Source organism: Halorubrum sp. (assembly GCF_046498025.1).
Taxonomy (GTDB): domain Archaea; phylum Halobacteriota; class Halobacteria; order Halobacteriales; family Haloferacaceae; genus Halorubrum.
The window spans coordinates 13,919-38,911 of sequence record NZ_JAWOBM010000006.1; the positions used below are offsets into that span (position 1 = coordinate 13,919).

General features: G+C 71.4%; 24 protein-coding genes. 10 read left to right on the top strand and 14 right to left on the bottom strand.

Annotation, left to right across the window (positions count from 1 at the left end; translation table 11 throughout):
• Nucleotides 1–29: 29 nt before the first annotated feature.
• The 5 genes from R6U01_RS00995 to R6U01_RS01015 all read right to left on the bottom strand — a co-directional run bounded on the left by R6U01_RS00995 (nucleotide 30) and on the right by R6U01_RS01015 (nucleotide 6,450).
• A complete protein-coding gene (locus tag R6U01_RS00995; RefSeq protein WP_410284593.1) occupies nucleotides 30–713 on the bottom strand; it encodes an HD domain-containing protein in 684 nt (227 codons plus the stop codon).
• A 9-nt stretch (nucleotides 714–722) separates the two neighbouring features.
• On the bottom strand, nucleotides 723–1,418 hold the full coding sequence (locus R6U01_RS01000; RefSeq protein ID WP_410284594.1) for a phosphoribosyltransferase: 696 nt from the start codon (nucleotides 1,416–1,418) through the stop codon (nucleotides 723–725).
• Nucleotides 1,419–1,505: 87 nt separating this feature from the next.
• Nucleotides 1,506–2,465, bottom strand: coding sequence for a segregation/condensation protein A (locus R6U01_RS01005; protein WP_410284595.1), 960 nt, complete (start codon nucleotides 2,463–2,465; stop codon nucleotides 1,506–1,508).
• Nucleotides 2,458–6,042 (bottom strand): chromosome segregation protein SMC, encoded by a 3,585-nt coding sequence (gene smc, locus R6U01_RS01010; protein ID WP_410284596.1) that lies wholly within the window; start codon nucleotides 6,040–6,042, stop codon nucleotides 2,458–2,460. The genes R6U01_RS01005 and smc overlap by 8 nt, the downstream gene beginning before the upstream one ends.
• A gap of 24 nt (nucleotides 6,043–6,066) precedes the next feature.
• Nucleotides 6,067–6,450: a bZIP transcription factor gene (locus R6U01_RS01015; RefSeq protein WP_410284597.1), complete on the bottom strand. Its 384-nt coding sequence runs from the start codon at nucleotides 6,448–6,450 to the stop codon at nucleotides 6,067–6,069.
• Nucleotides 6,451–6,631: 181 nt separating this feature from the next.
• Here R6U01_RS01015 and R6U01_RS01020 point away from each other — a divergent pair, with 181 nt between their 5' ends.
• The 4 genes from R6U01_RS01020 to R6U01_RS01035 all read left to right on the top strand — a co-directional run bounded on the left by R6U01_RS01020 (nucleotide 6,632) and on the right by R6U01_RS01035 (nucleotide 10,066).
• Nucleotides 6,632–7,249, top strand: coding sequence for a double zinc ribbon domain-containing protein (locus R6U01_RS01020; protein ID WP_410284598.1), 618 nt, complete (start codon nucleotides 6,632–6,634; stop codon nucleotides 7,247–7,249).
• A 213-nt stretch (nucleotides 7,250–7,462) separates the two neighbouring features.
• Nucleotides 7,463–7,642: a ribbon-helix-helix domain-containing protein gene (locus R6U01_RS01025; RefSeq protein WP_099255914.1), complete on the top strand. Its 180-nt coding sequence runs from the start codon at nucleotides 7,463–7,465 to the stop codon at nucleotides 7,640–7,642.
• Nucleotides 7,643–7,646: 4 nt separating this feature from the next.
• Complete coding sequence (ftsZ, locus tag R6U01_RS01030) at nucleotides 7,647–8,861, top strand: cell division protein FtsZ (RefSeq protein ID WP_410284599.1); 1,215 nt, start codon at nucleotides 7,647–7,649, stop codon at nucleotides 8,859–8,861.
• Nucleotides 8,862–9,049: 188 nt separating this feature from the next.
• Nucleotides 9,050–10,066, top strand: a complete 1,017-nt coding sequence (locus R6U01_RS01035; protein ID WP_410284600.1) for a zinc-dependent alcohol dehydrogenase — start codon at nucleotides 9,050–9,052, stop codon at nucleotides 10,064–10,066.
• Between the two features lie 12 nt (nucleotides 10,067–10,078).
• Here the strand turns inward: R6U01_RS01035 and R6U01_RS01040 are convergent, their stop codons facing one another.
• From R6U01_RS01040 to R6U01_RS01050, 3 genes are all read right to left on the bottom strand, one after another.
• On the bottom strand, nucleotides 10,079–10,849 hold the full coding sequence (locus tag R6U01_RS01040; protein ID WP_410284601.1) for a CDP-alcohol phosphatidyltransferase family protein: 771 nt from the start codon (nucleotides 10,847–10,849) through the stop codon (nucleotides 10,079–10,081).
• 149 nt (nucleotides 10,850–10,998) lie between these two features.
• A complete protein-coding gene (locus R6U01_RS01045) occupies nucleotides 10,999–11,385 on the bottom strand; it encodes a hypothetical protein (protein ID WP_410284602.1) in 387 nt (128 codons plus the stop codon).
• A 70-nt stretch (nucleotides 11,386–11,455) separates the two neighbouring features.
• Entirely contained in the window at nucleotides 11,456–13,453 is a 1,998-nt protein-coding gene (locus R6U01_RS01050; protein WP_410284603.1) for an aldo/keto reductase, read from the bottom strand.
• 136 nt (nucleotides 13,454–13,589) lie between these two features.
• Here R6U01_RS01050 and R6U01_RS01055 point away from each other — a divergent pair, with 136 nt between their 5' ends.
• From R6U01_RS01055 to R6U01_RS01070, 4 genes are all read left to right on the top strand, one after another.
• Nucleotides 13,590–14,459 carry a hypothetical protein gene (locus R6U01_RS01055; protein ID WP_410284622.1) on the top strand — a complete coding sequence of 290 codons (870 nt, stop codon included), beginning with the start codon at nucleotides 13,590–13,592 and terminating at the stop codon, nucleotides 14,457–14,459.
• A gap of 71 nt (nucleotides 14,460–14,530) precedes the next feature.
• The gene (locus R6U01_RS01060; RefSeq protein WP_410284604.1) at nucleotides 14,531–14,908 is read left to right on the top strand and encodes a 6-pyruvoyl trahydropterin synthase family protein; all 378 of its coding nucleotides are present in this window, start codon (nucleotides 14,531–14,533) and stop codon (nucleotides 14,906–14,908) included.
• The gene (locus R6U01_RS01065; RefSeq protein WP_410284605.1) at nucleotides 14,905–16,035 is read left to right on the top strand and encodes a glycosyltransferase family 4 protein; all 1,131 of its coding nucleotides are present in this window, start codon (nucleotides 14,905–14,907) and stop codon (nucleotides 16,033–16,035) included. Before R6U01_RS01060 ends, R6U01_RS01065 begins: the two co-directional genes overlap by 4 nt.
• Nucleotides 16,032–17,189 (top strand): hypothetical protein, encoded by a 1,158-nt coding sequence (locus R6U01_RS01070; protein WP_410284606.1) that lies wholly within the window; start codon nucleotides 16,032–16,034, stop codon nucleotides 17,187–17,189. The genes R6U01_RS01065 and R6U01_RS01070 overlap by 4 nt, the downstream gene beginning before the upstream one ends.
• A 32-nt stretch (nucleotides 17,190–17,221) precedes the next feature.
• On the opposite strand, the gene ncsA is transcribed toward R6U01_RS01070, so the two are convergent.
• Nucleotides 17,222–18,202, bottom strand: a complete 981-nt coding sequence (ncsA, locus tag R6U01_RS01075) for a tRNA 2-thiolation protein NcsA (protein WP_410284607.1) — start codon at nucleotides 18,200–18,202, stop codon at nucleotides 17,222–17,224.
• A gap of 554 nt (nucleotides 18,203–18,756) precedes the next feature.
• Between ncsA and R6U01_RS01080 the strand changes: the two genes are divergently transcribed.
• Nucleotides 18,757–19,275: a DUF4442 domain-containing protein gene (locus R6U01_RS01080; RefSeq protein ID WP_410284608.1), complete on the top strand. Its 519-nt coding sequence runs from the start codon at nucleotides 18,757–18,759 to the stop codon at nucleotides 19,273–19,275.
• A gap of 94 nt (nucleotides 19,276–19,369) precedes the next feature.
• On the opposite strand, the gene R6U01_RS01085 is transcribed toward R6U01_RS01080, so the two are convergent.
• The 4 genes from R6U01_RS01085 to R6U01_RS01100 all read right to left on the bottom strand — a co-directional run bounded on the left by R6U01_RS01085 (nucleotide 19,370) and on the right by R6U01_RS01100 (nucleotide 22,884).
• Complete coding sequence (locus R6U01_RS01085) at nucleotides 19,370–20,170, bottom strand: response regulator (protein WP_410284609.1); 801 nt, start codon at nucleotides 20,168–20,170, stop codon at nucleotides 19,370–19,372.
• Nucleotides 20,171–20,302: 132 nt separating this feature from the next.
• Entirely contained in the window at nucleotides 20,303–21,259 is a 957-nt protein-coding gene (locus R6U01_RS01090; RefSeq protein ID WP_410284610.1) for an alpha/beta fold hydrolase, read from the bottom strand.
• A gap of 47 nt (nucleotides 21,260–21,306) precedes the next feature.
• Nucleotides 21,307–22,464 carry a methylmalonyl Co-A mutase-associated GTPase MeaB gene (gene meaB, locus R6U01_RS01095; RefSeq protein ID WP_410284611.1) on the bottom strand — a complete coding sequence of 386 codons (1,158 nt, stop codon included), beginning with the start codon at nucleotides 22,462–22,464 and terminating at the stop codon, nucleotides 21,307–21,309.
• The gene (locus R6U01_RS01100; RefSeq protein ID WP_410284612.1) at nucleotides 22,465–22,884 is read right to left on the bottom strand and encodes a cobalamin B12-binding domain-containing protein; all 420 of its coding nucleotides are present in this window, start codon (nucleotides 22,882–22,884) and stop codon (nucleotides 22,465–22,467) included. It abuts the gene before it with no gap.
• Nucleotides 22,885–22,974: 90 nt separating this feature from the next.
• On the opposite strand from R6U01_RS01100, the gene R6U01_RS01105 reads away from it, so the two are divergent.
• A complete protein-coding gene (locus R6U01_RS01105; RefSeq protein WP_410284613.1) occupies nucleotides 22,975–23,973 on the top strand; it encodes a VOC family protein in 999 nt (332 codons plus the stop codon).
• Here the strand turns inward: R6U01_RS01105 and R6U01_RS01110 are convergent.
• A complete protein-coding gene (locus R6U01_RS01110) occupies nucleotides 23,939–24,991 on the bottom strand; it encodes a sodium:calcium antiporter (protein WP_410284614.1) in 1,053 nt (350 codons plus the stop codon). The two genes, R6U01_RS01105 and R6U01_RS01110, sit on opposite strands and share 35 nt — an antisense overlap.
• Nucleotides 24,992–24,993: the final 2 nt, after the last annotated feature.

Below are 24,993 nucleotides of genomic sequence, written 5' to 3' on the forward strand. Positions count from 1 at the left end.
GGAGCCGACCACCGGTCGGTTGGGGCCGCTCACGCCCCGTCGCGAGCGCCCCGATACCGGTCGCGGAGGCGCTCGAACAGCGCCCGCCCCGTCGCGGTTCGCAGGCGGGGTTCGGTCGTCGCGAAGAACTCGTCGAGGTCGTCGTACTCGCGGAACGCGTCCGGCTCCCCGGCGGCGGGGTCGTACCGGTCGTCACGCTCGTAGACGACGGCCTGCAGGCAGACGTCGAGGAGGTCGCACTCCTTGACGAGGACCGCCTCGGGCGAGTCGCGGGCCTCGTACGCCTCCCACGCGTCGCGGACGCGGTCCGGAAGGGGGTCGGCGAGGCCGGCCATCGCCTCGCGCTCCGCGGCCTCCTTCGCGGCCGGGTCCGGCGTCTCGGCGGTCGAGTCGGCGCGGGTCGCGACGTCGCCGGTCTCGGCCTCGGCGACGTCGTGGACCACCGCGAGCCGGAGCGCGCGGTCGATATCGAGGCCGGGGAGGTCGTCCCGGAAGCGGTCGCCGAGCGCGAGAACGAGGTACGCGACGCCCCAGGCGTGCGCGGCCACCGACTCGGGGGCGTCGACGCCGCGGAGCTCCCAGCCCGTGCGCCGCTCGTCCTTGAGCGCGTAGGCGTCGAGGAGGGCGTCTATCGCCGCGTCCGGACCGCGCGCGTCGCGGCCGTCGTCGTCCGGGTCGGGTTCGCTCGCGTCGTCCGGGTCGTCTCCGGCCATCCCGGGCGGTCACTCGGTGAGCGTCCAGGCGTCGTCGCCGGCGAGCGCGGCCACGTCCCGGCGGACCATCTCGTCGAGCACCTCGTCGAGGCGGCCGGGCTGGGCGACCTCCATCTCGATGCGGCCGATGCTGTGGTACTCCTCGAGGTAGTGCCGGACGTCCTCACGGTCGAACACCTCCCGGTCGGCGCGCTCCATCGCGCCCTCGGTGAGGTCGATCATGTCCTCGAGGAAGTTCCACGGGTAGACGACCCACGTCCACTGTTCGAGCCGCTCGCCGACGAAGTCCGGCTGGAACTCCGAGGTGCCGAGCAGCTGGAGCGTCGCGGTGCGGATCTCGGCGGCCTCGCGCTCCTTGACGTACTCCTCGGCGCGGCGGATCGAGCCGCCGGTGTCCGCGATGTCGTCGATGATCAGGACGTCTTTCCCCTCGACGCTCCCCTCCGGCATCGGGTAGCGGATCCGGGGCTCGCCGCTCTTCTCCGCGGTCCCGACGTAGTGTTCCATCTTGAGGCTCGTCAGGTCGTTGAGTCCGAGGAAGTCGCAGACGCACCGTCCCGCGAACCAGCCGCCCCGAGCCAGCGCGACGACCATGTCCGGCTCGAAGTCGGCGCGTTTCACCGCGTTCGAGACGTTGCGGCAGAGCCCGTAGATGTACTCCCAGTTGGTGAGGGTACAGTCGAAGTCGTCCGGCAGATCGCTCATACGGCCGTCTCTCACCTGCGCGCTCATAAGGGTTTAGCAACGCGCGTTTCCGGACCTCCGCGCTCGCGGCTCCCTCGGTCGTCCGGGTCAGTCCGCGATCGCTTCCGACTCCCCGGTCATCGCCGCGGGATCTTTCACCCAGAGGTCGCCGAACAGGTCGTCCTGCTGGAGCCGGACCGAACCGCGGTGGGCCATGAACAGCAGCGCGAGGTACGTCATGAACGGGCGGCCGCCCGCGCTCTCGATCTCCGCGAACAGCACCTCCGTGCGCCCGCGGTCGAAGTGGGTCCGGAGGGCGTGATCGATCTCCACGATGACCTCCTCGATGTCCTCGTCGTGGGTGCGGTCGGTCGCCTCGCCCGCGGTCGGCTCGCCGTCGCGGCGGAACTCGTCGCCGGTGTGGTAATCGAGCGTCTGCGTGCCGCGGGCGTAGCCGTGCGGCGAGTCGGAGGTGTCGTACTCGCGGGAGTCCTTCCACCACGAGCCGCGCTCGGCCTCCCGGAGCTCCCGGACCAGTTCGTCGAGCGTCTCCGGGGATCCGCGGGTGCTCTTCCGGTCGAGCCGGCGGTCCATCTCCGCCTCCAGCTCGTCGACCGGGTCGAAGGCGCCGTCGGCGGGGTCCGGCGCGCCGCCCTCCATCGCGACCTCCCACGGCTCGGGTTCGGGCTCCTCGTCGTCACCGCCGTCGTCGGCCAGCATGCCGTCGCTCTTCATCCGCAACAGGACGCTGGCGTAGAACAGCGCCCGCCCCGACGTCCGGAGGTCCGTCTCGTCGAGCCGCGCTAAGAAGGCGTCCGTCACCTGGACGATGTCGATGTCCCACGGCTCGATCTCGCCCTCCTCGGCGAGCTGGACGAGGAGCTCGACGGGCTCGACCTCGCCGTCTTCGTCGACCCCTTCGTCGGTGTCGCCGCTCTCTCCGGCGTCCGCGTCGCTCGCGGGCGGTTCACCCACCACGGGGCCCTCCGGGACCGATCCGTCTCGCGACCCGCCGTCGCGCTCGCTCGTCAGGTCGAGCTCCGGAACGCCGTCCGGCGGCTCAGTCATCCGCGGTCACCTCCTCCTCGTCGCCGTCGTCACCGAACTGCATTCCGGTGACCGCGGAGAGGTTGTCTCCCTGCATCGTGACGCCGATGGCGCGGTCGGAGCGCTCCAACAGCGCCGAGCGGTGACCGACCACGACGAACTGCGCGTCCGCCGCCAGCTCCTCTATCATCTCGCCGACGCGCTCGGCGTTGACCGCGTCCAGGAACGCGTCGATCTCGTCGAGCGCGTAGAACGGCGCGGGGTTGTGCCGCTGAATGGCGAAGATGAACGAGAGCGCGGTCAGCGACTTCTCGCCCCCGCTCATCGCCTCGAGCCGCTGGACCGGCTTGTCCGCGGGCTGCGCCTTCATCGTCAGCCCCTCCTCGAAGGGGTCCTCGGGGTTCTCCAAGAGGAGCTCGCCGCTGCCGGCCGAGAGGCGCGCGAAGATGTCCTCGAAGTGATCGTTGATCGACTCGAACGTCTGCATGAACGTCTCCTTCTTGGCCGCCTCGTACCCCTCGATGCGCTCCTCGATCGCGTCGCGCTCCTCGACGAGCACGTCCCGGCGCTCCTGGAGCTGGTCGAGCGCCTCCTGCACCTCGTCGTACTCGTCGATCGCGAGCATGTTGACGGGCTCTAACGCCGTCATCTCGGCCTCCAGCTCCTCGATCCGGGACTCGACCGCGTCGAGGTCGGGGATCTCGTCGGCGTCGTACTCGCCGACCTGCGACTCCAGCTCGTCGATCTCCCAGGCCAGCCGGTCGCGCCGGTCGGTCAGGTCCTCCAGGTCCGACTCCGCCTCCGCGACGAGCGAGCGCTGCTCGTCCCGCTCGCGGGTCGCCGCCCTGATCTCCTCGCGGAGGTCCTCGCGGTCGGCCTTCAGCTCCGTGAGCTCCTCCTCGAGGTCGGCGATCGCCTCCTTCTTCTCCGCGAGCTCGGCCTCCCTCTCCTCGATCGCGGCCTCGTGCTCGGCGACGGCCTCCTCGGCCTCGGCCTTCCGGTTCTGCGCCCGCTCGACGGTGTCGTGGAGCTCGTCGACCGCGTCCTCGGCGTACCCCTTCTCCAACTCCAGCTCGCTCTGCCGACCGTCGAGCGAGCTCATCCGGTCTTTCAGGTCCGATATCTCGCCGCGGATCTCGTCGGCGCGCTGGGAGAGCTCCGGGATCTCCGAGTCGGCGAGCTCCGCCTCGATGCCCTCGATATCGGCCTCCAGCTCCGCGATCTCGCCGTCGAGCTCGTCGAGCTCCGCGTCGAGCGAGCTCATCTCCTCGTCGACCGACTCGCGCTCGGCCTCCAGCTCGTCGAGCTCGGTCTCCAACTCGTCGATCCGCTCTTCGGCCTCCGCCAGGTCGGTCTCGGCGCGCTCGACGTCGGCCTCCAGCGACCGGACGCGCTCGGCGGCGTCGGCCTTCCGGTCGCGGGCGTCGTCGATGTCGTCCTCGAGGTCGTCGATCTCCGCCTGCAGCGACTGGCGCTCGTCCTCTAAGTCCGATATCTCCGTCGCGAGCCGCTCGAGCTTCCCGCCGCCGGACTTGGTGAACGCGTACCGCGAGCCGCCGCCGGAGCCGCCCGTCATCGCGCCGGACTTCTCGATCAGGTCGCCGTCGAGGGTGACCATCCGATAGTCGCCCATCAGCTCGCGGGCGGTGTCCATGTCCTCGACGACGAGCGTCGAGCCGAGCACGTACGAGAACACCGAGGCGTACTCGGCGTCGTACTCCACGAGGTTCCGCGCGAAGTCGACGACGCCGGGCAGCGAGGGTTTCCGCGGGAGGCTCCGGTCGTCCATCTCCGTGATCGGGAGGAACGTGGCTCGCCCCGCGTTCCGCCGCTTGAGGTAGTCGATACACGTCGAGCCGACCCCGTCGTCGTCGACCACGACGTTCGCGAGCCGCCCGCCGGCGGCCGTCTCGCACGCCTCCGCGTACTCGGCCTCGACCGAGCCCAGTTCGCCGACCGCGCCGTGGACCCCGTCGATGCCGCCGTTCTTCACCTCGGTCACCGCGCGCGGCCACGACGTGTCGCCGCGCTGGTCGGCGGCGGCCTCCAGCTTGGCGTACTCGTTCTGCTTCTCGCGGAGGTCGCCTTCTATCGTCTCCAGCCGCTCGCTCCTCTCGGCCTTCTCCGAGAAGAGGTCGGCGACGACCTCCTCGATCGTCTCCTCGTTCTTCTCGGCCTTGTCGAGCTCGCTGTGGAGCTCGGAGATCCGCGCCTTGTGCTCCGGCAGCGACTCGCGGGCCTCCTCCAGCTCGGTCCGCGCCTCGCTGACCGCGTTCGAGCGCCGGCGCGCCTCGTCGAGGAGCCGGTCCTTCTCGCGCTGCTTCTCGTTTTTCTCCTCGCGCAGCGACTCGATCGCCTCCTTCTTCTCCGCGAGGTCGGCTTTCAGCTCGTCGAACTCGGTGTCCGCGCCCTCGATCTCGGCCTCGACGTCCGCCAGCTCCGACCGCTTCGTCGCGATCTCGGACTTCACTGAGGCCTTCTCGACTTTCGCCTCGCGGATCTCCGACTCGAGCTCCTCTATCGTCTCCTCCTTCCGGTCGATCTGGACGAACGCGTCGCGCCGCTCCGTCTCAGCCTCCGCGGCGCGCTCCTCGGCCGCCTCGATCTTGTCCTCCAGCCGGGAGATCTCGCCTTTGACCTCCTCGATCTCCGAGCGGATCTGGATCTGTTCGTCCTCGCCTTTCGTCTCGATCTCGTGGTTGAGGTCGGCGAGGTCCTCCTCGAGGCGGGTGAGCTTCCCCTGTCTTGCGTCGAGCTCCGCGCGGAGCTCCGCGAGCTCGGCCTCCGCCTCGTCGATGTCGTCCTCGACGTCGTCGAGGGCCTCGCGCTTCTCCTCCAGCTCGGAGGCCTTGAGGAAGCCGCGGTACTCCTCCAGTTCGTCGCGGTACTCCTGGTACTGGAGGGCGGTCTCGCGCTCGTCGGCCAGCCGATCGAGCCGGTCCTGCTTCTCGCCGATCCGGAGGTCCGCCTCGCCGATCCGGTCTTCGACCGTGTCCAGCTCCTCGTAGGCGGCCTCTTTCTTCTCGTCGAACTCGGCGACGCCCGCGATCTCGTCGACGATCCCCCGGCGCTGGTACGGGGTCATGTTGATGATCTCGGTGACGTCGCCCTGCATCACGACGTTGTACCCCTCCGGCGTGACGCCGGCGGCCGCGAGCAGGTCCTGCACGTCCGAGAGGTTCACCGAGCGCCCGTTGAGGTAGTAGTACGAGTAGTAGTTGTCCTCGGTCTCCTTCACGCGTCGTTTGATCGTGATCTCGGAGACGTCGCCGACGTTCTCCGTGCCGGCCGCGGAGACGACCTGCGACCGGTCGAGGGCGCCGTCCTCGTTGGAGAGCACGACCGTCACCGAGGCCTCGTTCGGCCCGCCGGCGTCCTCGCCGCCGTCGTGGCCGGGGTTGTAGATCAGGTCGGTGAGCTTCTTGGCTCTGATCCCCCGGGTGCGCGCCAGCCCGAGCGCGAAGAGGACGCCGTCGATGATGTTCGACTTGCCCGAGCCGTTCGGTCCCGTGACGACCGTGAAGTCGTCGTAAAAGGGGATCCTCGTCGTTCGCCCGAAGCTCTTGAACCCGTCCAGAACGACTTCCGTAATGTGCATGTGACGCGGGGATCCGGAGTCGGATTACGCGACGATGATGTCGCTGTCCGACTCCTCGTCGTCGCCCTCAGCCTCCGACTCCCCGGCGGCGGCGTCCGGCGTCGTCGCCTCCTGTTCGGGGACGACCATGTCGTCGTCGCCGCGCTCCGCGTCGGCGTCGGTCTCCCCGTCTCCCGTCCGCTCCACGACCTCGACGTGATCGTCGGAGTGCGTTCGCGTCTCGCCGCCCGACGCGTCGGGCTGCTCGACAGACTCGTCGCCCGCTGTCGCGGCCGTTACGGGCACCTCCTGGGCGTCCTCCACCTGTCGGACGCGCTCTTTCATTTCGACCAGCTCCTCCGTGAGCCCGTTGACCGCCGCCTGCAGCTCCGCGACCTGCCGTTCGAGGTCCTCGACCCGGTTACTCATTATATACACGTATGCCCGCGCGAGCCGTATAAATCTGCGTCAGACACACGTGTGACCATACCACACGATATTCGGAGACCGCGCCGGGATCGCGGATAGTTTCCGGCGGCTGAAACCTCGCGGTATCACCGTTCGGTATCGGGGGGGAAGATACTTGTAGTACGGTCGATATGACGTTCCTATGAGCAAGATCACCTTCCGGGCCGACGACGACCTCGTCGAGCGGCTGGAAGCGTGTGACGCCTCCAAGAGCGAGGTGATGCGGGAGGCCCTGCGCACCTACCTCGACGACGCCGAGACGCGGTCGACGGCCGAGGCGGAGGACGAACCCGACGCGACGATCGACGCCGCGCTGGCCGACCGCGTCGACGACCTGATCGCCGACCGCCTCGACGACCTGATCGCCGACCGCCTCGACGCGGCGTTGGACGCGCGTCTCGGCGGACGGCCCGGGGCGTCCGACGCGACGTATGCGCCCGCAACTCCGGGAGAAATCAACGTGAACGTCTCTCTCGACGCGCCTGACGCCGCCGCGACGGACGCGAGTGTGACACGTGAGGGGTCGACGGACGCCGATCCGGAGGCGCGTAAGACGCCGCCGAACGCGCCCGCCGGCGAGACCGTCTGCGGCGGCTGCGGCGAGACGGTTCCCGGCGAGCACGTGTACTGCCCGAACTGCGGCGAAAAGCAGTCTCACCGGGCGTTCTGCGAGTGCGGCGACGAGCTCCGGACGGACTGGGCGTTCTGTCCCGGTTGCGGCCGCCGGACGCCGGCCGCGGACGTGTTAAACGACAGATAATCGGGACTCGACGCCAGTAGCGGCTGAATTCCGGCGTTCAGACGATCTGTCTTACGTCCGCCGGTAGTTTTATAAATGTGGCCTCGGTGACTACAACTGCGTAAGACGGTCGTCTTACAGCGACCGGCCGCGGTGGGTCGACCCCCGCCGATGAACCGGCCGACGTTGTAAGACACACGCGTCGCGTGCCGCCGTCTTACCGGGGGAATACCAATGGAGCGTGTGACACTACGAATCCCGAAACAGCAGATCGACGAGGTCGAACAGATGGTCGAGACGGGCGAGTTCCCGAACCGGAGCGAGGCGATCCGGTCGGCCGTTCGCGACATGTTGAACGAACAGGACGGCGAGCGCGAGGAGCGCGGCCGCAACCGCAACTGGGCGAAGGTGTAAACGGATGCAAGATCTCGTTCAGGACGCCCTCGACAACGCGGAAGCGGAGAAGCGCGACATGGACGTCGACATGGACGACGACGAGTTCGGGGACCCCCGGATCGTCATCGTCGGTGCCGGCGGCGCCGGGAACAACACGATCAACCGACTGTATAACATCGGCGTCGACGGCGCCGACACCGTCGCGATCAACACGGACAAACAGCACCTCAAGATGGTCGAGGCCGACACCAAGATCCTCGTGGGCAAGTCGCTCACGCAGGGGCTCGGCGCCGGCGGCGACCCCAAGATGGGCGAACGCGCGACCGAGATGGCCCAGGGAACGATCAAGGAGGTGCTCGGCGACGCGGACCTCGTCTTCGTCACCGCCGGGATGGGCGGCGGGACCGGGACCGGCGCGGCACCGGTCGTCTCGAAGATCGCCAAAGAGCAGGGCGCCATCGTCGTCGGGATGGTCTCGACGCCGTTCAACGTCGAGCGCGCCCGCACGGTGAAAGCCGAAGAGGGGTTAGAGGACCTCCGGAACGAGGCCGACTCGATCATCGTCCTCGACAACAACCGGCTGCTCGACTACGTGCCGAATCTGCCGATCGGGAAGGCGTTCTCCGTGATGGACCAGATCATCGCGGAGACCGTGAAGGGGATCTCCGAGACGATCACCCAGCCGAGCCTCATCAACTTGGACTACGCCGACATGTCCACCATCATGAACCAGGGCGGCGTTGCCGTCATGCTCGTCGGCGAGACCCAGGACAAGAACAAGACCCAGGAGGTGGTCAACGACGCGATGAACCACCCGCTCCTGGACGTCGACTACCGCGGGGCCTCCGGCGGGCTCGTCCACATCACGGGCGGTCCGGACCTCACGCTGAAGGAGGCCGAGGGGATCGCGAACAACATCACCGAGCGGCTGGAGGCGAGCGCAAACGTGATCTGGGGGGCCCGTATCCAGGACGAGTACAAGGGGAAGGTCCGCGTCATGGCGATCATGACGGGCGTCCAGAGCGCGCAGGTCCTCGGCCCGTCCACGCAGAAGCAGGCCGACAAGTCCCGCGCCGCGGTCAACGGCGACGACCTCGGCGACTCGCGCTCGCGCGCCGCCGGGGCGAACGGCACCGCGGGCGCGACGACCTCCGGCGGCGCCGGCCGAGGCGCCTGGGAGTCCGACGGCGGCACCGAGCCGACCGAGACGAACAACGGTCTGGACGTCATCCGCTAGGCGTCCCGTCGGAGCGGCCGACCGCCACCGAGTCTCTCGATTCCGCTTTTTTTCCGTCGACTCGACCGGAGGGCGCGAGGACTTAACACCGAACAGCGTCTCTGGATCCACATGTCACGTCACCAGTCGAGCCGACGCCCGTGGCATCGATCGGGCGCCGCCCGCAACCGGACCGGGACCGCTATCCGATGACCGACGCCGCGCTCTACTTCACGGCCCCGGAGACCGTGGAGGTCCGAGAGACCGACGTGGGGTCGCCGGACGCCGACGAACTCCTCGTCGACACCCGCGCGTCGGCGATAAGCGCCGGGACGGAGCTGCTCGTCTACCGCGACCAGACCCCCGACGACCTTCCGGCCGACGAGGCGCTCGACGCGCTCGACGGCGACCTCTCGTACCCGCTCCGGTACGGCTACGCCGCGAGCGGCGTCGTCCGGGAGGTCGGCGACGACGTCGACCCCGACTGGGCCGGTCGGTCGGTGTTCGCGTTCGCCCCCCACCAGACGAGCTTCCGGGTGTCCCCCGAGTCGGTGGTCGCGCTCCCCCCGGAGACGACGCCGGCCGCGGGGTCGCTGCTCCCCTCCGTCGAGACCGCGACGAACATCGTCCTCGACGCCGCCCCCCGCCTCGGGGAGCGGGTCGTGGTGTTCGGCGCCGGCGTGATCGGGCTCTGCGTCACCCGACTGCTGGCCGCGTTCCCGCTGGCGTCGCTCGTCGTGGTCGACCCGATCGACCGCCGACGGCGGCTCGCCGCGGACTTCGGGGCCGACCGAACGGCGACGCCGGCCGCCCTCGGCGATCCGGGCGCCGACTTCGACGATCCCGCAGTCGACGCCGCCGACCTCGCGATAGAGGTGTCCGGACAGCCGAGCGCCCTCGACGACGCGATCGGGGTCGTCGGCTACGACGCGCGGATCGTCGTCGGCTCGTGGTACGGGACCAAACGCGAGCCGATCGACCTCGGCGGCCGGTTCCACCGCGACCGCATCGACATCGTCTCCAGCCAGGTGTCGACGATCAGCCCCGAGCTGCGCGGTCGCTGGGACCACGACCGACGGATGGACGCGGCGCTCGACCGCCTCGACCGGATCCCCGTCGACGACCTGATAACCCACCGGATCCCCTTCGAACGCGCGCCGGAGGCGTACGAGCTGCTCGAATCGTCGTCCGACGCGGCGGTGCAGGTGATCTTGGAGTACTCCTGAGCGCTCGGCGGGTCACCGAGGACCCGGACGCCGTCCGCTGACGGCGAGGTAGTCCCGCGCGAACACCGCCAGCGACGGGAGGAGGACGACGGGCGCGAGGGTCCACACGAGGTCCGTCGGCACCGGCGGGACGAGCGCGACCGTCACGAATATCATCTGTGCGCCCGCGAGGTACCGCCCGAGGTCGCTGTCGGGGAGGTCGCCGACGGGCAGCCCCCGGACCCGGCGCAGCCACACGGCCCCGCGGAAGACGTAGCGAGCCGCGGAGATCGCGAGGTACCAGACCGGAAGCAGTCCCCACAGCACCGCCACCAGCGGCGCGGCGACGAAGCCGAACGTGTCGAACGCCATGTCGAGCCGGCGGCCGATCTCCGTCTCCCGCCCGACCTCTCGGGCGACGGTTCCGTCGAGGTTGTCGAGGGCGACGCCGGTCCCGTAACACAGCGCCGGCACCCACGCGAGCGTCGTCCCCGGCGGGACGGCGACGAATCCGGCGACGACGGCGTACAGCGCGCCCCGGGCGAGCGTGATCGCGTTCGCGATCCCGAGCAGCCGCCGCCAGAACCCGCCGGTCAGCCGACCCGGATCGAGGCCGTACCCGACGTACCAGAGCAGTCCGGCCCAGCAGACGCCGGCGACCACGGCTGGGGAGAGCCCCCACCGGCCCGTCGCGTCCGCGGGGAGCAGCCGCGACAGGAGCGCGGTGAGCGCGACCCCGGCGGCGACGGGGAGCCCGACCCCGACCCCGACGCGGACGGAGCGTCGTTGGCGGGTCTCGGCCATCTCTCAGTCACTCCCCGCGCCCGTCTGCGGGGCGGCGACGTTTACGGGACCCCGGCGGCCGTTTACGCCGCGTTCTACCGCGTTTACCGCCGCGCCGATGACCGCAGCTGCGCGCTCGCGTCGCGGTCGGCTGTTTCGGGCCGACACGGTCACCGGCGCAGCAGGACGACGAGGACGGCGATCAACAAGACCTGTGCGACCTTGTCGACGGCGCCGAGCGTCCCGACGTCGGCCGGGAACGACTTCCCGCCCCCCGTGAAGTTGAGGACGTACCATAGGACGATCTGGACGAGGGTGAAGGGGATCCCGATCGCGTACACCGTGCGCCGGCGGTAGTCGAGCAACACCAGCGCGACCCCGCCGAGGAAGCCGAGTCCGGCGAGGAGGAAGCTGACCCGCAACGGCAACGGGAGCCCACCGAGGCCGAGGCGGAGGTGGACGGCGGCGGTGATCAACGCGGCGACGATACCCACCCAGTGGAGGCCGTTCAACGAGCCGATGTCGACCGCCGGCTGCTGCGCTTCGGACGTTGCCATACCGCATACACGCGCTTCGATCACATAGAAATACCGCCGGACTCGACTCGCTCGTCCGTCTCCGACCGCCTCACCGCTCGAAGTCGGGATCGCGCAGGGCGTCGACGCGAGCGACCTCGTCGGCCGTCAGCCGCACGCTCCCGGCGGCCAGGTTCGCGACGACGTGCGACTCGACGGTGCTGGACGGGATCGGGACGACCCCCTGAGACGCGTTCCACGCGATCACGACCTCGGCCGGCGAGAGCCCGCGGTCGGCGGCGATCGCCTCGAGCTCGGGCTCGTCGAGGAGCCCGGGCGCGGACAGCGGCGAGTGCGCGACGACCCGGATCCCGCGCTCGTGACAGTACTCGACGAGGTCGGTTCGGGGGCGGTAGGGGTGTCGTTCGACCTGGACGAGCGCCGGGTCGACCGCACCCGTCTCCAGCACCGTCTCCAGCTGCCCCCGCGAGACGTTACAGACCCCGAGCGTCCGGGCCCACCCCCGCTCGTGGACGGCCTCCAGGTTCCGCCACGCCGTCGCGAGCGCCACGTCGGCGGTCGCGGGCCCGCCGTCCTCGCCCTCGGGGAAGGTGAGCGCCTCCCGCCGCTCGACCGGCTTCTCGGCGAGCCGGGACAGCTCGCCTCGGTGTTCGAGCGCCGCGGGCCAGTGGAGCGCGTAGCAGTCGAACGCGTCGATCCCCAGTTCCTCGCGGCTGCCCGCGCAGGCGGCGAGCAGGTGCTCGCGGCGGTGGTTTGTGCGCCACGCCTTCCCGAGGAGGAAGACGCGCTCGCGGTCCGGCGCGCCCGGCGCGTCGAGCAGCGTCCCGATCCGGTGTTCGTTGCCGTACAGCTCGGCGGAGTCGAAGAGGCGGTAGCCGGCGTCGAGCGCGGTCGCGATCGAGTCGGCGCGCTCGACGTACGCGCCGTCGCGGTAGCGCGAGCAGCCGAAGCCGACCGCCGGGAGCCGGATCGCTGCGGGCCTCGACGTCTCCTCGCCACCGTCGCCCGTATTACGTCCGAGCGACTCCGGCGGTCTCACCACCGGCGCCGCCGGCGGGTCGGCGGTCGCCCCGTGGTCGTCGACGGGGACCGGACCGCCCCCGTCGGCGGCCGCCTCGATGGCGTTGCAGACGGCGACGACGTGCGCGCCTCGGCGACCCCCGGCTCGGGACGGCGAGCCCGCCTCGACCGTCGCCGCGAGGCGCTCGACCGCGTCGACGTACGCGTACGGCTTCGTCGGCGCGTCCGGCGGCGCACTCACGTACTCCCGGCCGACGCGACCGAACCGGACGCCGTCGCGGTCGTCGTCCATCGCGCCGGTCCCCTTCAGGTACAGCGAGCCGTCGTCGCCGTGGAGCTCCAGCCCGTAGAACTCCCGGCTCCGGTGAGGGGCGTAGAAGCTCGCGGTCAACCTGACCGTCGGTCCGGCCGCGAACGCCAGCGTCGCCTCGACGTGGCTCGGCGTCGACGGTCGCCGGTCCTCGCGCTCGGGCCAGACGTCGAGGGCGTCGGCGACGCGGACGCGGTCGACCGGGCCGAACCACGAGACCAGCAGCGCGAGCGGGTACACCGCGCCGTCGTACAGCGGGCCGATCTCGAGGAAGGAGTCGGGGCGGTCGTGCCAGTCGGTCACGCGGCCGACGTGGGCGTGCGCGTATCCCATCCCCACCGGGCCGAGCCGTCCGTCGGCGAGGAGCCGGCCCGCGCGGCGCTGAGAGGGAGCCCGCGGCGTCCCGGGCGCACAGCCCAGCGCGAGCCCCCGATCGCTGGCGAGCGCGACGAGGTCTCCGGCCTCGGCGGCGTCGAGCGCCAGCGGCTTCTGCGAGTAGACGTGTCGGCCGGCCTCGAGCGCGGTCCGCGTCACCGCCGCGTGGGCGGCGTGGCTCGTCAGGTTCACGACGAGCGGCGCGTCGACCGCCGAGAGCGCCGCCTCGAGATCGGTGAACGACGGGCAGCCGTGATCCGCGGCGAGCGCCGCGGCGCGGTCCCCGTCGAGGTCGACGACGCCGGCGAGCGACAGCGAACTCCCCGACAGGCCGGCGGCGTACGCCGGCGCGATCGACCCGGCCCCCACGAACAGACAGTTCACGGTCGTACCGAGGCGGCGAGACGTATAGGTGTCCCGACGGAGTCGGTCGCGGAGTTCCCGCGGTCGACGCCGAACCGCGCCCCGCCGGAGCGGTTTAGTCGCCTCGCGCCAACGAGGAGTCGTGACGGAGCCGGGCATGGGCCGCCTCGGGACCGCCTACCTGCGCGGGCTGCAGGCGATCGGTCGGCGGCTCGACTACGGGACGAACGCCTTCGACCGCGAGTGGGACGTCCTCGTCGTCCTCGACGCCTGCCGGGCCGACCTGCTGTGCTCGGTCGCGCCCGAGTTCGACTTCCTCGACCGCGTCGAGACGGTCCGGTCGGTCGGGAGCTCCTCCTCGGAGTGGCTGGAGAACACCTTCCTCGACCGCCCGGAGACGGCGCGGACGGTCATGGCCACGGGGAACACGTGGACCGACCGCTACCTCGACGCCGACGCGTTCGCCGCGCTCGACGAGGTGTGGAAGTACGCGTGGGACGACGCTATCGGCACCGTGCCGGCGGCGGCGATCACCGACCGGGCCGTCACCCTCGCCCGCGATCGCGACCCCGACCGGCTCGTCGTCCACTACATGCAGCCGCACCACCCGTTCGTTCCCGACCCCCTCGACGGCGACGACGGGCTGGCCCGGACGGGGAGCCACAGCAACGAGGGGAACCCGTGGGTGCTGCTCCGACGCGGGGATGTGTCCGTGGAGCGCGTCTGGCGCGCCTACGAGGCGAACCTGCGACACGTCCTCCCCGAGGTGGCGACGCTCGTCGACAACGTCGACGGCCGCGTCGCGGTCACCGCCGACCACGGCAACTGCTTCGGCGAGTGGGGGCTGTACGGTCACCCGATGCACACGCCCGTGCCAGCCCTCCTCGCCGTCCCGTGGGCGGAGGCGACGGGCGTCGACCGCGGCACCCTCGACCCCGAACTCGAACCGCCGGAGCCGCTGCCGGTGAGCCGGGTTCACGGCGAGACGGACGAGCGGGAGCGGCTCGAGGCGCTCGGCTATTTATAAACGTCGCCCCACTCGCGACCCGTCACGCGCCGCCCTCCGGATTTAGGTGCGTCGCGCCCGTGGATCGGCCCATGTACGCGACGACGGTGCTGACGGACTTCGTGGCCCAGCACTACCTCACGGTCCCCGACCCCGGTCCCGAGGGCGTCCCGCACTCCCACCACTTCGAGGTGGAGCTGACCTTCCGCGGCCCGGAGCTGAACGACCACGACTACCTCGTCGACATCGACGACGCCGAGGCGGCGCTCGCCGACCTCGCCGACCGCTACCGCGACGAGCTGCTCAACGACCTCCCGGAGTTCGAGGGGGACAACCCCAGCGTCGAGCGCTTCGCACGGGCGATCTTCGAGCGCGTGACCGACGCGGTGACCGACGACACCGTGACCGAGCTGGCCGTGACGGTCTGGGAGGACGAGGCGGCCGCGGCGACGTACGACGCGCCGGTATGAGGGTCGGGCTCACGCTGTACGGGAGCCTCGACGAGCAGTCCGGGGGGTTCCGCTACGACCGGAAGCTCGTCGAGGGGCTCCGCCGGGCCGGCGACACCGTCGAGGTCGTCGAGCTCCCGTGGCGGGCGTACCCGCGCGGGCTCCTCGACAGCGCGCTCCCGGGCGTCCGCGACCGCCTCCGCGTCGACGTCGACGTGATGCTCCAAGACGAGCTGGCGCACCCCTCTCTCGTCGGGCACAACCGGAGCCTGCCGTACCCGGTCGTGGCGATCGTCCACCACCTCCGCGCGAGCGAGCCCCGGCGGCTCGCCCCGCTGTACCGCGCCGTCGAACGTCGGTACCTCGCGACCGTCGACGGTGTCGTCTGCAACAGCGCGGCGACGCGGGACGCCGTCGCCGCCCTCGGCGTCCGCCCCGACGAGAGCGTCGTCGCCCCGCCGGCCGGCGACCGCTTCGACCCCACACTCGACGACGACGCGATCGCGGCGCGAGCGGCGTCGCTCGGCGGGGACGGAAGTGCCGACGGCTCGGTCGACGGGCCCGACCCCGCACCGCTCCGGGTCGCGTTCGTCGGGAACCTCGCGCCGCGGAAGGGGCTGGACACCCTCGTCGAGGGGGTGGCCCGCGCCGACGCCGCCGTCGACCTCACCGTCGTCGGGCGGGCGGTCGACGAGGGGCACGTCGCCGACGTCAGGCGACTGGTCCGGGAGCGCGGGCTCGGCGACCGCGTGCGCTTCGCCGGCCGGCTCTCGGACGCCGCGCTGGCCGACGTCCTCCGCGAGAGCCACGTCCTCGCGGTCCCCTCCCGCTACGAGGGGTTCGGGATCGTCTACCTGGAGGGGATGAGCTTCGGCCTGCCGGCGATCGCCTCGCGCGCGGGCGGCGCGAGGGAGACGGTCGCGGACGGCGAGACGGGCGCCCTCGTCGACCCGGACGACCCCGACGCCGTCGCCCGCGCGCTCGACGGCTTCGCGGCCGACCCCGACCGGCTCGCGCGGATGGGCCGCGCGGCCAGGCGGCGCTACGAGCGGCACCCGAGCTGGGCGGCGTCGACGGCTCGCGTTCGCCGGCTCCTCGCCGACGTGACGGACGGGTCCGACGCCGTCGAGGCGGAGGTGGCGACGTGACGGGCGGCGGCGACGGATCTCCGGGCGGGGACGACACGATCGGTGACGAGGGCGTCGCCGGCGACGCCATCGCCGACGACACCGCCGCCTTCCGGCGCTACCTCCGCGCGAAGCGGGCCGTCGACGACCGGGCGCTCGACCGGCGGCTCCTCGGTATCTTCCGGGAGCGGCTCGCCGACCGCGCCGAGGCGACCGCGGGGCCGCTCCGCGTGCTGGAGGTCGGGGCGGGGATCGGGACGATGATCGCCCGGCTGATCGACTGGGAGGTGCTCCCGCCGGGCGAGACGCGGTACGACGCCGTCGACCGCGACGCCGAGACCCTCGCCGGACTCGAGCCGTTCCTCCGGGAGTGGGCGGCGGACCGCGAGGGGACGGTCTCGGTCTCCGACGCCGACGGGGGCGGCGGCGGCGAGGAGACCGACGGCGGCGGAGAAACGGACGCCCTCGTCGTCGAGACCGACGCCCGCACGGTTCGGGTCGAGCCGGTCGCGGCCGACGCGGTCGCGTACGCGACGGAGCGCGCCGGCGAGCGGGACGCCCTGATCGGGATGGCGCTGCTCGACGTCCTCCCGCTCGACGGGCTCGACCCCCTGCTCGACGCGCTCGCGCCCGGCGGGACGTACTACTTCCCGATCACGTTCGACGGCGGCACGCGGTTCCGCCCGTCGCACCCGGCCGATCGGGCGATCGAGCGTCGCTACCACGCGCACATGGACGCCAAGCCCGGCGGGAGCAGCCGGGCCGGCGGCGACGCCCTCGCGCGGCTCCGCGAGGTCGACGGGTCGTCGCTCCTCGGCGTCGCCGGCTCGGACTGGGTGGTCCGGCCGGTCGAGGGCGGTGACCAGCACCCCTCTTCCGAGGTCTTCTCTCCCGAGGGCCCCTATCCCGGCGACGAGGCGTTCTTCCTCCACCACATCCTCGACACCGTGGAGGCGGCGGTCGGCGAGGTGATCGACGGGGGCGTCGGGGAGTTACCCGAGGACGGCGGGACGAATCCGGAGGACGGCGGGTCGCGGATGGCGGACTCGGACCCGGACGCGGTCGCAGAGCTCGACGACTGGCTGGACACCCGGCGACGCCAGGTCGACGCCGGCGAGCTCGTCTACCTCACTCACCAGCTCGACCTGCTCGGGCGGGTCGACCCGGAGGGGTAACCCGCGTCGACGGCCGGCTCAGGCCGCCCGACTCAGGCCGCCTCGATCGAGTCGAGCAGGCGGCACTTCCGACAGACGTCCCGGCTCGTCTTCGAGCCGCAGCGCTCGCACTCGCCGAGGTCGGGCGCGTCGGCGGCGGCGTCGCCGCCCTCGCGGTACGCCTCGGCGGCGAGCGCCGAGAGCTCTTCGTAGCCGGCCATGATCGAGTGACGGGCGCCGGGGTGGTTCTCCTCTAGCTCGTGGATCGTCGACTGGATCTCGCCGCGGTACGCCTCCGAGGAGTGGGGGCACTCGGCCATGTGCGTCGGGAGGTCGCGGACGTGACAGTAGAGGGCGACCTCCTTCTCGGGCACGTCGCGGAGGGGCTTGGCGCGCGGGACGAACGTCTCCGTCTCCCCGCGCTCGTCGAAGGGACCGAGCGAGGCGTCGAAGTGCTTCGCCACCTGCCGGACGTCGCCCTCGAGGAAGTTCATCATCGCCGTCTGGGCCTCGTCGTCGAGGTTGTGACCGGTGAGCAGCTTGTCGGCGTCGAACTCGGCGGCGTACTTCTCGAGGAGGTCGCGCCGGAACACGCCGCAGTACGCGCAGGCGGCCATGTTCTCGGGGTCGCTCTCGACGACGTCGTCCATCCGCACGTCGAACTCCTCCTCGTAGGAGACGACCTCGTGGCGGAGCGAGAGGTCCGCGGCCAGCTCGACGCAGGCGTCGAGGCTCTCGTCGCGGTACCCCTCGATCCCCTCGTGGATCGTCAGCGCGAGCATCTCGACGCGGGGGTCCCTCCCGAACACGTCGTCCAGAATTTGGGTCAGCGCGACGCTGTCTTTCCCGCCCGAGAGGCCGATCACCCAGCGGTCGGGCTCCTCCGGCGTCGCGTCGGGATCGAGCAGGCCGTCCTCGCGGACCCGTCGTTTCACGCGCTTCTCGACCGACCGGCGGAGGTGCTCGCCGCACAGGTGCGCCCCGGAGTAGGCGGCGTGGTGGACGGCGTCGGCCCCGCACTTGTCGCACTCCATCGGTGTCGGGTTGCGGACGCGCGCGGATACCCGTTTCGGGCCGCCTACGTGAGAGCGTGAGCGAGATCGGATGGAAGCGAGACCAACGGAAGCGCTTCAGAAGCCCCAGCCGCTCGTTTATAACGAATCATCAGCGAATCAGGAGAGAACCATTCCAAAGCCCCAGCCGCTCGTTTATAACGAATCATCAGCGAATCAGGAGAGAACCACTCCAAAGCCCCAGCCGCGAGGGCGACGCACGCTCGCTGCGCGCTTCGGTCGTTCGCTTCGCTCACTCCCTGCAGTGCTTACGTCGCCTGCGCCGCCCTCGCGGCTGCCCCTTTGAGTCCTCCCGACCGCAACCGCACAGCGCCTCACGCCTCCCCAGCCTCGTCGGCCGCCCTCCGCGTTGCTCCGGGCGGCCGACTCCCTCGCGCGTGCGGTTCGCGCCGCGCCGCGGCGCTCCCGGCACGCGCCGCCGCTGTCTATATAAATAAGCGTCCGACGTCGACAACGCCGGGCGCGTTGTCGCCGGTTCCGACACGGGTTTGTCGCCGGGGGCGCCCCGCTCGAACGTGACCGACTCGCCGACCGGCGTCGACCGCGACCCCGATCCACGTCCCCTCCGCGAGGATCCGCCGGCGGAGAGCCTCCGAACGCGCCTCTGGCGACACGGCTTCAACGTCCTCCCCGCCTATCGTGGGACCGGTGCCCGGGTCGAGCGCATCGGCGCCGACTGGCGGTACGTGCGGATCCGCGTCCCGTTCAACTGGCGCACCCGAAACGCGGTCGGGACGATCTTCGGCGGCAGCCTCTACGGCGCGATCGACCCCGTCTACATGACGATGCTCCGGCGGATCCTCGGCGACGGCTTCACCGTCTGGGACAAGTCGGCCGCGCTGGAATTCATCGAACCGGGCCGCGACACGCTGTACGCCGAGTTCGAGCTCCCGGCCGCCCGGACCGACGCGATCCGCGACGCGCTCGGTCCCGGCGAGTCGACGGACCGCGAGTACCTCGTCTCGCTCGTCGACGACGCGGGGACCGTCCACGCGGCCTGCGAGAAGACGATTTACGTCAGGCGGGACGGGTAGCTCGGTCGTCCGCCGACGCCGGTCCCGCTGCCTCCCCGGTCGCCGGCGACCGCCTCGCTGCCTCCCCGGTCGCCGGCGACGGCCGCCGGCCCTCTCAGTCGTCCGCGGCCCTCCCGCCCGCGACCGCCTCGAACGGCGACACCGCGATGACGAGCCGGTCGTCGCTGGTCGTGCTCACCATCTTCGACTCCGCGAACGTCGTCCCGTCGGCGCGGAGCCCCTCGCTCGTCCCCGTCCACCGCTCGCCCTCCATCACCGCCGGGATGACGTGGGTCCGGATGCGTTCGACCTCCGCGTCCGGGTGGAGGCGCTGCCAGCGCTCGCCGACGAGGTCGTCCGGGTCGTAGCCGTACAGCCGCCCGTACTCCTCGCCGACGAACTCGAAGGTGCCGTCGGGGGCGACCGTGCAGATCCCGTCGAGCGCGACGTCGGCCGCGGAGGCGACGCCGTCGACCGAATCCCACTCGCCTCCCGTCTCGCGGCTCTCGTCCCCGCCGCCCGCCCCCTCACCGTCGACCGCGTGCCCGACGCGGCGCAGGAGCGCGGTGTACCCGTCCGCGCCGCCGCGTTCGCGAACGTAGTCGCTGACGCCCGCCCGCACCATCTCGGCCGCGACGGCGTCCGGCCCGGTCGCCGAAAACAGGAGGAACGGGAGGTCGGGGTCCGTCTCGCGCGCGGCGGAGAGGAGCTCGACGCCGGTGTAGTCGGGCATGTCGTAGTCGCTCACGACGCAGTCGAACGGCTCGTCCTCGATGCGGTCGAGGGCGGCCGCGGGGTCCGTCTCGGCGACGGTCTCGCAGTCGATCTCGTCGTCGCGCTCGAGGGACGCCGCGACGAGCGCCGCGAGCCCCGGCTCGTCGTCGACACAGAGCACGCGGAGTGGAGCGTCGGTCATACACGCCCGTCGACGATCCCCGGATAAACCCGTTGTCCCCCGGTACTCACGCCTGATACTCGGGGCGGGAGCGCTCCTCCCGGCTCGCGTCGGCTCGCCGCTGCCGGCCCCGAGCGACCCCGACCGACCGCCTCAGGCGGTCGCGCCGGCGACGAGGCTCTCCCGGACGGTCTCGGCGAACCGGTCCGGGTGCTCCACGTGCGGGAGCAGCCGCGCGCGGTCGAAGACGACGAGCCGCGCGTCGGACGCGTCGGCCAGCTCGCGCCCGTCCGAGAGGGGGCTCACCTCGGCCTCGCGCCCCCAGACGATCGTCGGCGGCACGCCGAGGTCGGCGAGCGCGGCCGCCAGGTCCACGTCGCTGTTGAGGTAGCCGGAGACGAACGACGCCGGGGCGAACCGGGCGTTCTCGACGTGGGTCGTCCGCCACTCGTAGTCGACCCACTCCTCGCTCGGGTTCGCCGGGTCGTCGTAGCCGTGGTCGGCGTTGAAATAGCGGATCGACGGCTTCGACGCGATGACGTTGAACAGCGCGTCCCCGATCAGCGGCGACCGGAGCAGCTCGCGGAGCCACGACTTCGGCGGGCTCGGTCCCGCGACGCTCGTCGGGCAGACGCCGACGAAGCCGCGGAGGTCGACGCCGCCGTCGCCCGACTCGTCCCGGGTGACCGCCCCGGCGACGTAGGCGGCCGACAGCGAGGAGGCGACGACGGCGGGCTCCTCGAAGTCGGCGAGGAAGTCGCGGACGAAGTCCTCGTACAGCGCGGCGGAGTACCGCAGCGGCGGTCGGTCGGAGCGGCCGTACCCCGGGTAGTCGGGGGCGACCACGTGGTAGTCGGCGGCCAGGTCGTCGAACACCGCGCGCCACTCGCCGGACGAGCCGGCGGCGTTTATTCCGTGGAGCAGGACGAGGTCCGGATCGTCGGGGTCGCCTGCCTCGGTGAACGCGACGTCCATCCCGCGCCAGCGGAAGACGCCGTCGTCGCCGTCGAGCGGGGCCTCCAGTTCTCCCTCGTACCGGAGCCCGGTGTTGAGGGCGGCGAGCGCGCCGACGCCGAGGAGGGCGGTCCCGGCGAGGTTCCTGAGCTTCATAGAAACCTGTTGGTCCGCGGGCGACTTATACCTCGTGCCGAGACGGCCTACTCTCCGTCTCCCGCCACGCAGTCGGCGATGGGAGCGACGATCTCGGCGGCGACGCTGTACGGGTCGGTCTCGCGCCTGCGGACCGCCTCGGCGAGCCGGTCGATCCCGCCGCGGCGCTCGATCTCCCCGGTCGCGATCGCCCCCACGTCCGAGCGCACGAGCGTCCGGATCTCCTCGGCATAGCGCCGCCGCTTCGTCGCCTCGATCTCCCCGGACTCCCGGAGGTACGCGGCGTGCGCGTCGAACGTCTCGATCAGCTCCGGGACGCCTTCGCCCGTGTTCGCGACGGTCCGGAGCACCTCGGGGGTCCACTCCGGGCCGTCGCCGTCGGCCTCGTCGCCGTCGGACGCCCCGTCGCCGTCCCCCGCCGCGCCGCCGTCGTTCGAGTGGTCCGGGTCGTCCGGGTGTTCCGGCGCGTCGAACGCGTGGTGGCCCGTGTCGAGCCCCTTCGTCGGGCTCTCGCGCAGGTGAACCATCTCCTCTAACTCGGCGAGGGTGCGCTCCGCCCCGTCCATGTCCGCCTTGTTGACGGCGAACACGTCGCCGATCTCCAGGATGCCGGCCTTCAGGGTCTGCACGTCGTCGCCCGAGCCGGGCTGGACGAGCACGGCGACCGTGTCGGCGGTGCGCACCACGTCGACCTCGTTCTGTCCGGCGCCGACGGTCTCGATGATCACGACGTCCTTCCCGAAGGCATCGAGCGCCTTCGCGGCGTCCGCGGTCGCCATCGAGAGCCCGCCGAGCTGGCCGCGCGCGCTCATCGACCGGAAGAACACGTCCATGTCGCCGACGTTCGACCCCATCCGAATCCGGTCGCCGAGCACGGCGCCGCCGGTGTACGGCGAGGAGGGGTCGACGGCGACGACGCCGACCGTGTCTCCCCGCTCGCGATAGGCGGCCGCCAGCTTGTCGACGAGCGTCGACTTCCCGGCGCCCGGCGAGCCCGTGATCCCGATCACGTCCGCGCCGCCCGTGTGCTCGTGGAGCGCGGCGACGATCGCCCGGTGGCCCCCGGCGCGGTCCTCGATGCGGGTGATGACGCGGGCGAGCGCCCGGTGGCTTCCGCCGAGCAGCTCCTCGACGAGGTCGGCGTCGCGGTCGCTCAGCTCCGGCGTCCGCAGCGTCGCCGAGCCGTCGCGGTTCGGCCCGTCCATCTACGCTCGCTCCGGCACGTTGTTCCGGATGAACTCGATCGTCTCCTCCATCGGCGTGCCGGGGCCGAACACCTCGGCGACGCCGAGCTCTTTGAGCTCCGCCTCGTCGTCGTCGGGGATGATCCCGCCGACCAGGATCAGGGTGTCCTCGAACGCGTCGTACTGTTTCAACCCCTCGATCACCTTCGGCACGAGGGTGTTGTGGGCCCCCGAGAGGATGGAGATGCCGAGCACGTCGACGTCCTCTTGGACCGCCGCCTGCACGATGTCTTCGGGCGCGCGGTGGAGCCCGGAGTAGACGACCTCGAAGCCGGCGTCGCGGAACGCCCGCGCGATCACGTGTGCGCCCCGATCGTGGCCGTCGAGCCCGACTTTCGCGACCAGACACCGGATGGCCCGCTCCTCCTGTTCGACGCTCATATCGGGTACTGCGTCGCCCCGCCGCTTCACTCTAACGGACGATCGGGAGGGATCGACGCGTTGAACGCGCGGGCGCTCCTGGGTAGCGACATGGCCGACGCTCCACCCGCCGACCGCCCCTCCGCCGACCGCCCCTCCGCAGACCGCCTGCCGGCCGGGACCCGCATCGGCCGCGTCGCGCTTCGCGTCGCCGACCTCGAGGAGGCGGTCGCCTTCTACCGCGACGTCGTCGGCCTCGCCGTCCTCGACCGCGACGGCGACGAGGCCCTGCTCGGCGTCGGCGGCGCGGCGGGCGACGAGAACGCGGGTCCCGACGCTACTCCCCTGCTCGTCCTCCACCGCGACCCGGACCGCCCCGAGCGTGCCCCCACCGACGCCGGCCTCTTCCACACCGCCTTCCGGGTTCCCTCCCGGGCCGCGCTCGGCGCGGCGCTGGGACGGGTGCGCGACCGGTGGCGGCTCGACGGCGCCTCCGACCACCTCGTCAGCGAGGCGCTGTACCTCGAGGACCCCGAGGGGAACGGCGTGGAGCTCTATCGCGACCGCCCCCGTGAGGAGTGGTCGACCGCCGCCGACGGGACCGTTCGAATGGCGACCGAGCCGCTCGACCTGGCGGGCGTCGCCGCCGCGGCGGGCGGACCGGGCGACACCGGCGACGCCGCCCCCGCCGACCGGGCTCCGCCCGGCACCGACGTCGGCCACGTCCACCTCGAAGTCACGTCGCTGTCGGCGTTCGAGGCGGTGTACGTCGAGGGGATCGGCTTCGCGGTCGGCACGACCGGGCCGGGCGTCCGGTTCGTCGCCGCCGGCGGCTACCACCACCACCTCGGCGCGAACACGTGGCGGGGGCGGACGACGCCGGCGTCGGGGCGGGGCCTCGCGTGGTTCGAAGTGGTCGTCCCTGACGCCGCCGCGCTGGACGCGGTGCGGGCCCGAGCGGAGGCGGTCGCGTCCGACGGCGACGTCCAGGTCGCCGTCGACGAGCGGGCGGACGGGATCGCCGTCGCCGACGCCGACGACATCGAGGTTCGGGTCCGGACGCCGGAGCCGACGGTCACCCGACGATCGTCCGGAGCGTCTCCTCGGTGAGCAACGCGGTGACTCCGAGCGCCTCGGTCGTCATCCAGCCGAGGAAGGCGACGTACATCGCGAGGAAGACGTACCCCTCCTCGGTGGTGATCTCGAAGTCCGTCGCGGCCAGCACCACGACGATGAGGGTGGTATAGAAGAGGAATAACATCAGCGGCACGGACGTGAGGAAGCCGATCGAGACGCCGCCGGCGAGGATGACGCCGATCGGCAGCGCCGCGACGAGGTTGAACGTGTTCGTCCCGAAGACGTTCGAGATCGCCGCCCGCTTGTCGCCGGCCTCGCCCATCTTCACGCCGACGAGCAGGTCGGGGAACGAGCTCATTACCGACAACACCGTCACGGAGATGAGGAACGGCGGCGCGTTGAGCGCGTCCGAGATCTGCAGCGTCATGCCGATCATCGCTTCGACGCCGACGAGCACGACGACCAGCCCGGCCGCGAACAGCCCGGCCTGCTTCGGGACGTTCGTCGATTCGGTCCGCTTCCGGTCCGACGCGCCGGTCTTGCCGCCGACGAGCAGGATGACGTAGACGCCGTACAGCACCAACAGGCCGACGCCCATCTGCGGGGAGATCCGCGCGAGCTCCCGCCCGTCGGTCCCGAGGACGCCGAGCGCGATCACGCCGAAGAGGGCGAGGACGGCGACCATGTAGAAGATGGCGTCGCGGTAGACGATCCCCTGCGTCGTCGTCGTGTCGCCGCTCGTGATGGCGACGGCGGCCGGGATGACGAGGATGTTGAACACCGCGGTCCCGATGAGCGCCCCGGCGCCGACGCCGAACTCGCCGAGCACGAGCACCGAGATGACGATGATCGCGAGCTCGGGGAACGACGTCGCGGCCGCGACGATGAGCCCGCCTTGGATCGCCTGCGAGACGCCGAAGTGATCGCTGATCTTCGAGGTCGTCGACTCGATGACGTTCGCGCCCTTCCAGGTCAGCAGGAACCCCGTCGCGCCCAACACGATCCAGACGGCGAGCGGCTGGTTCCCGATGAGTTCCTGCAGTATGGTCACGT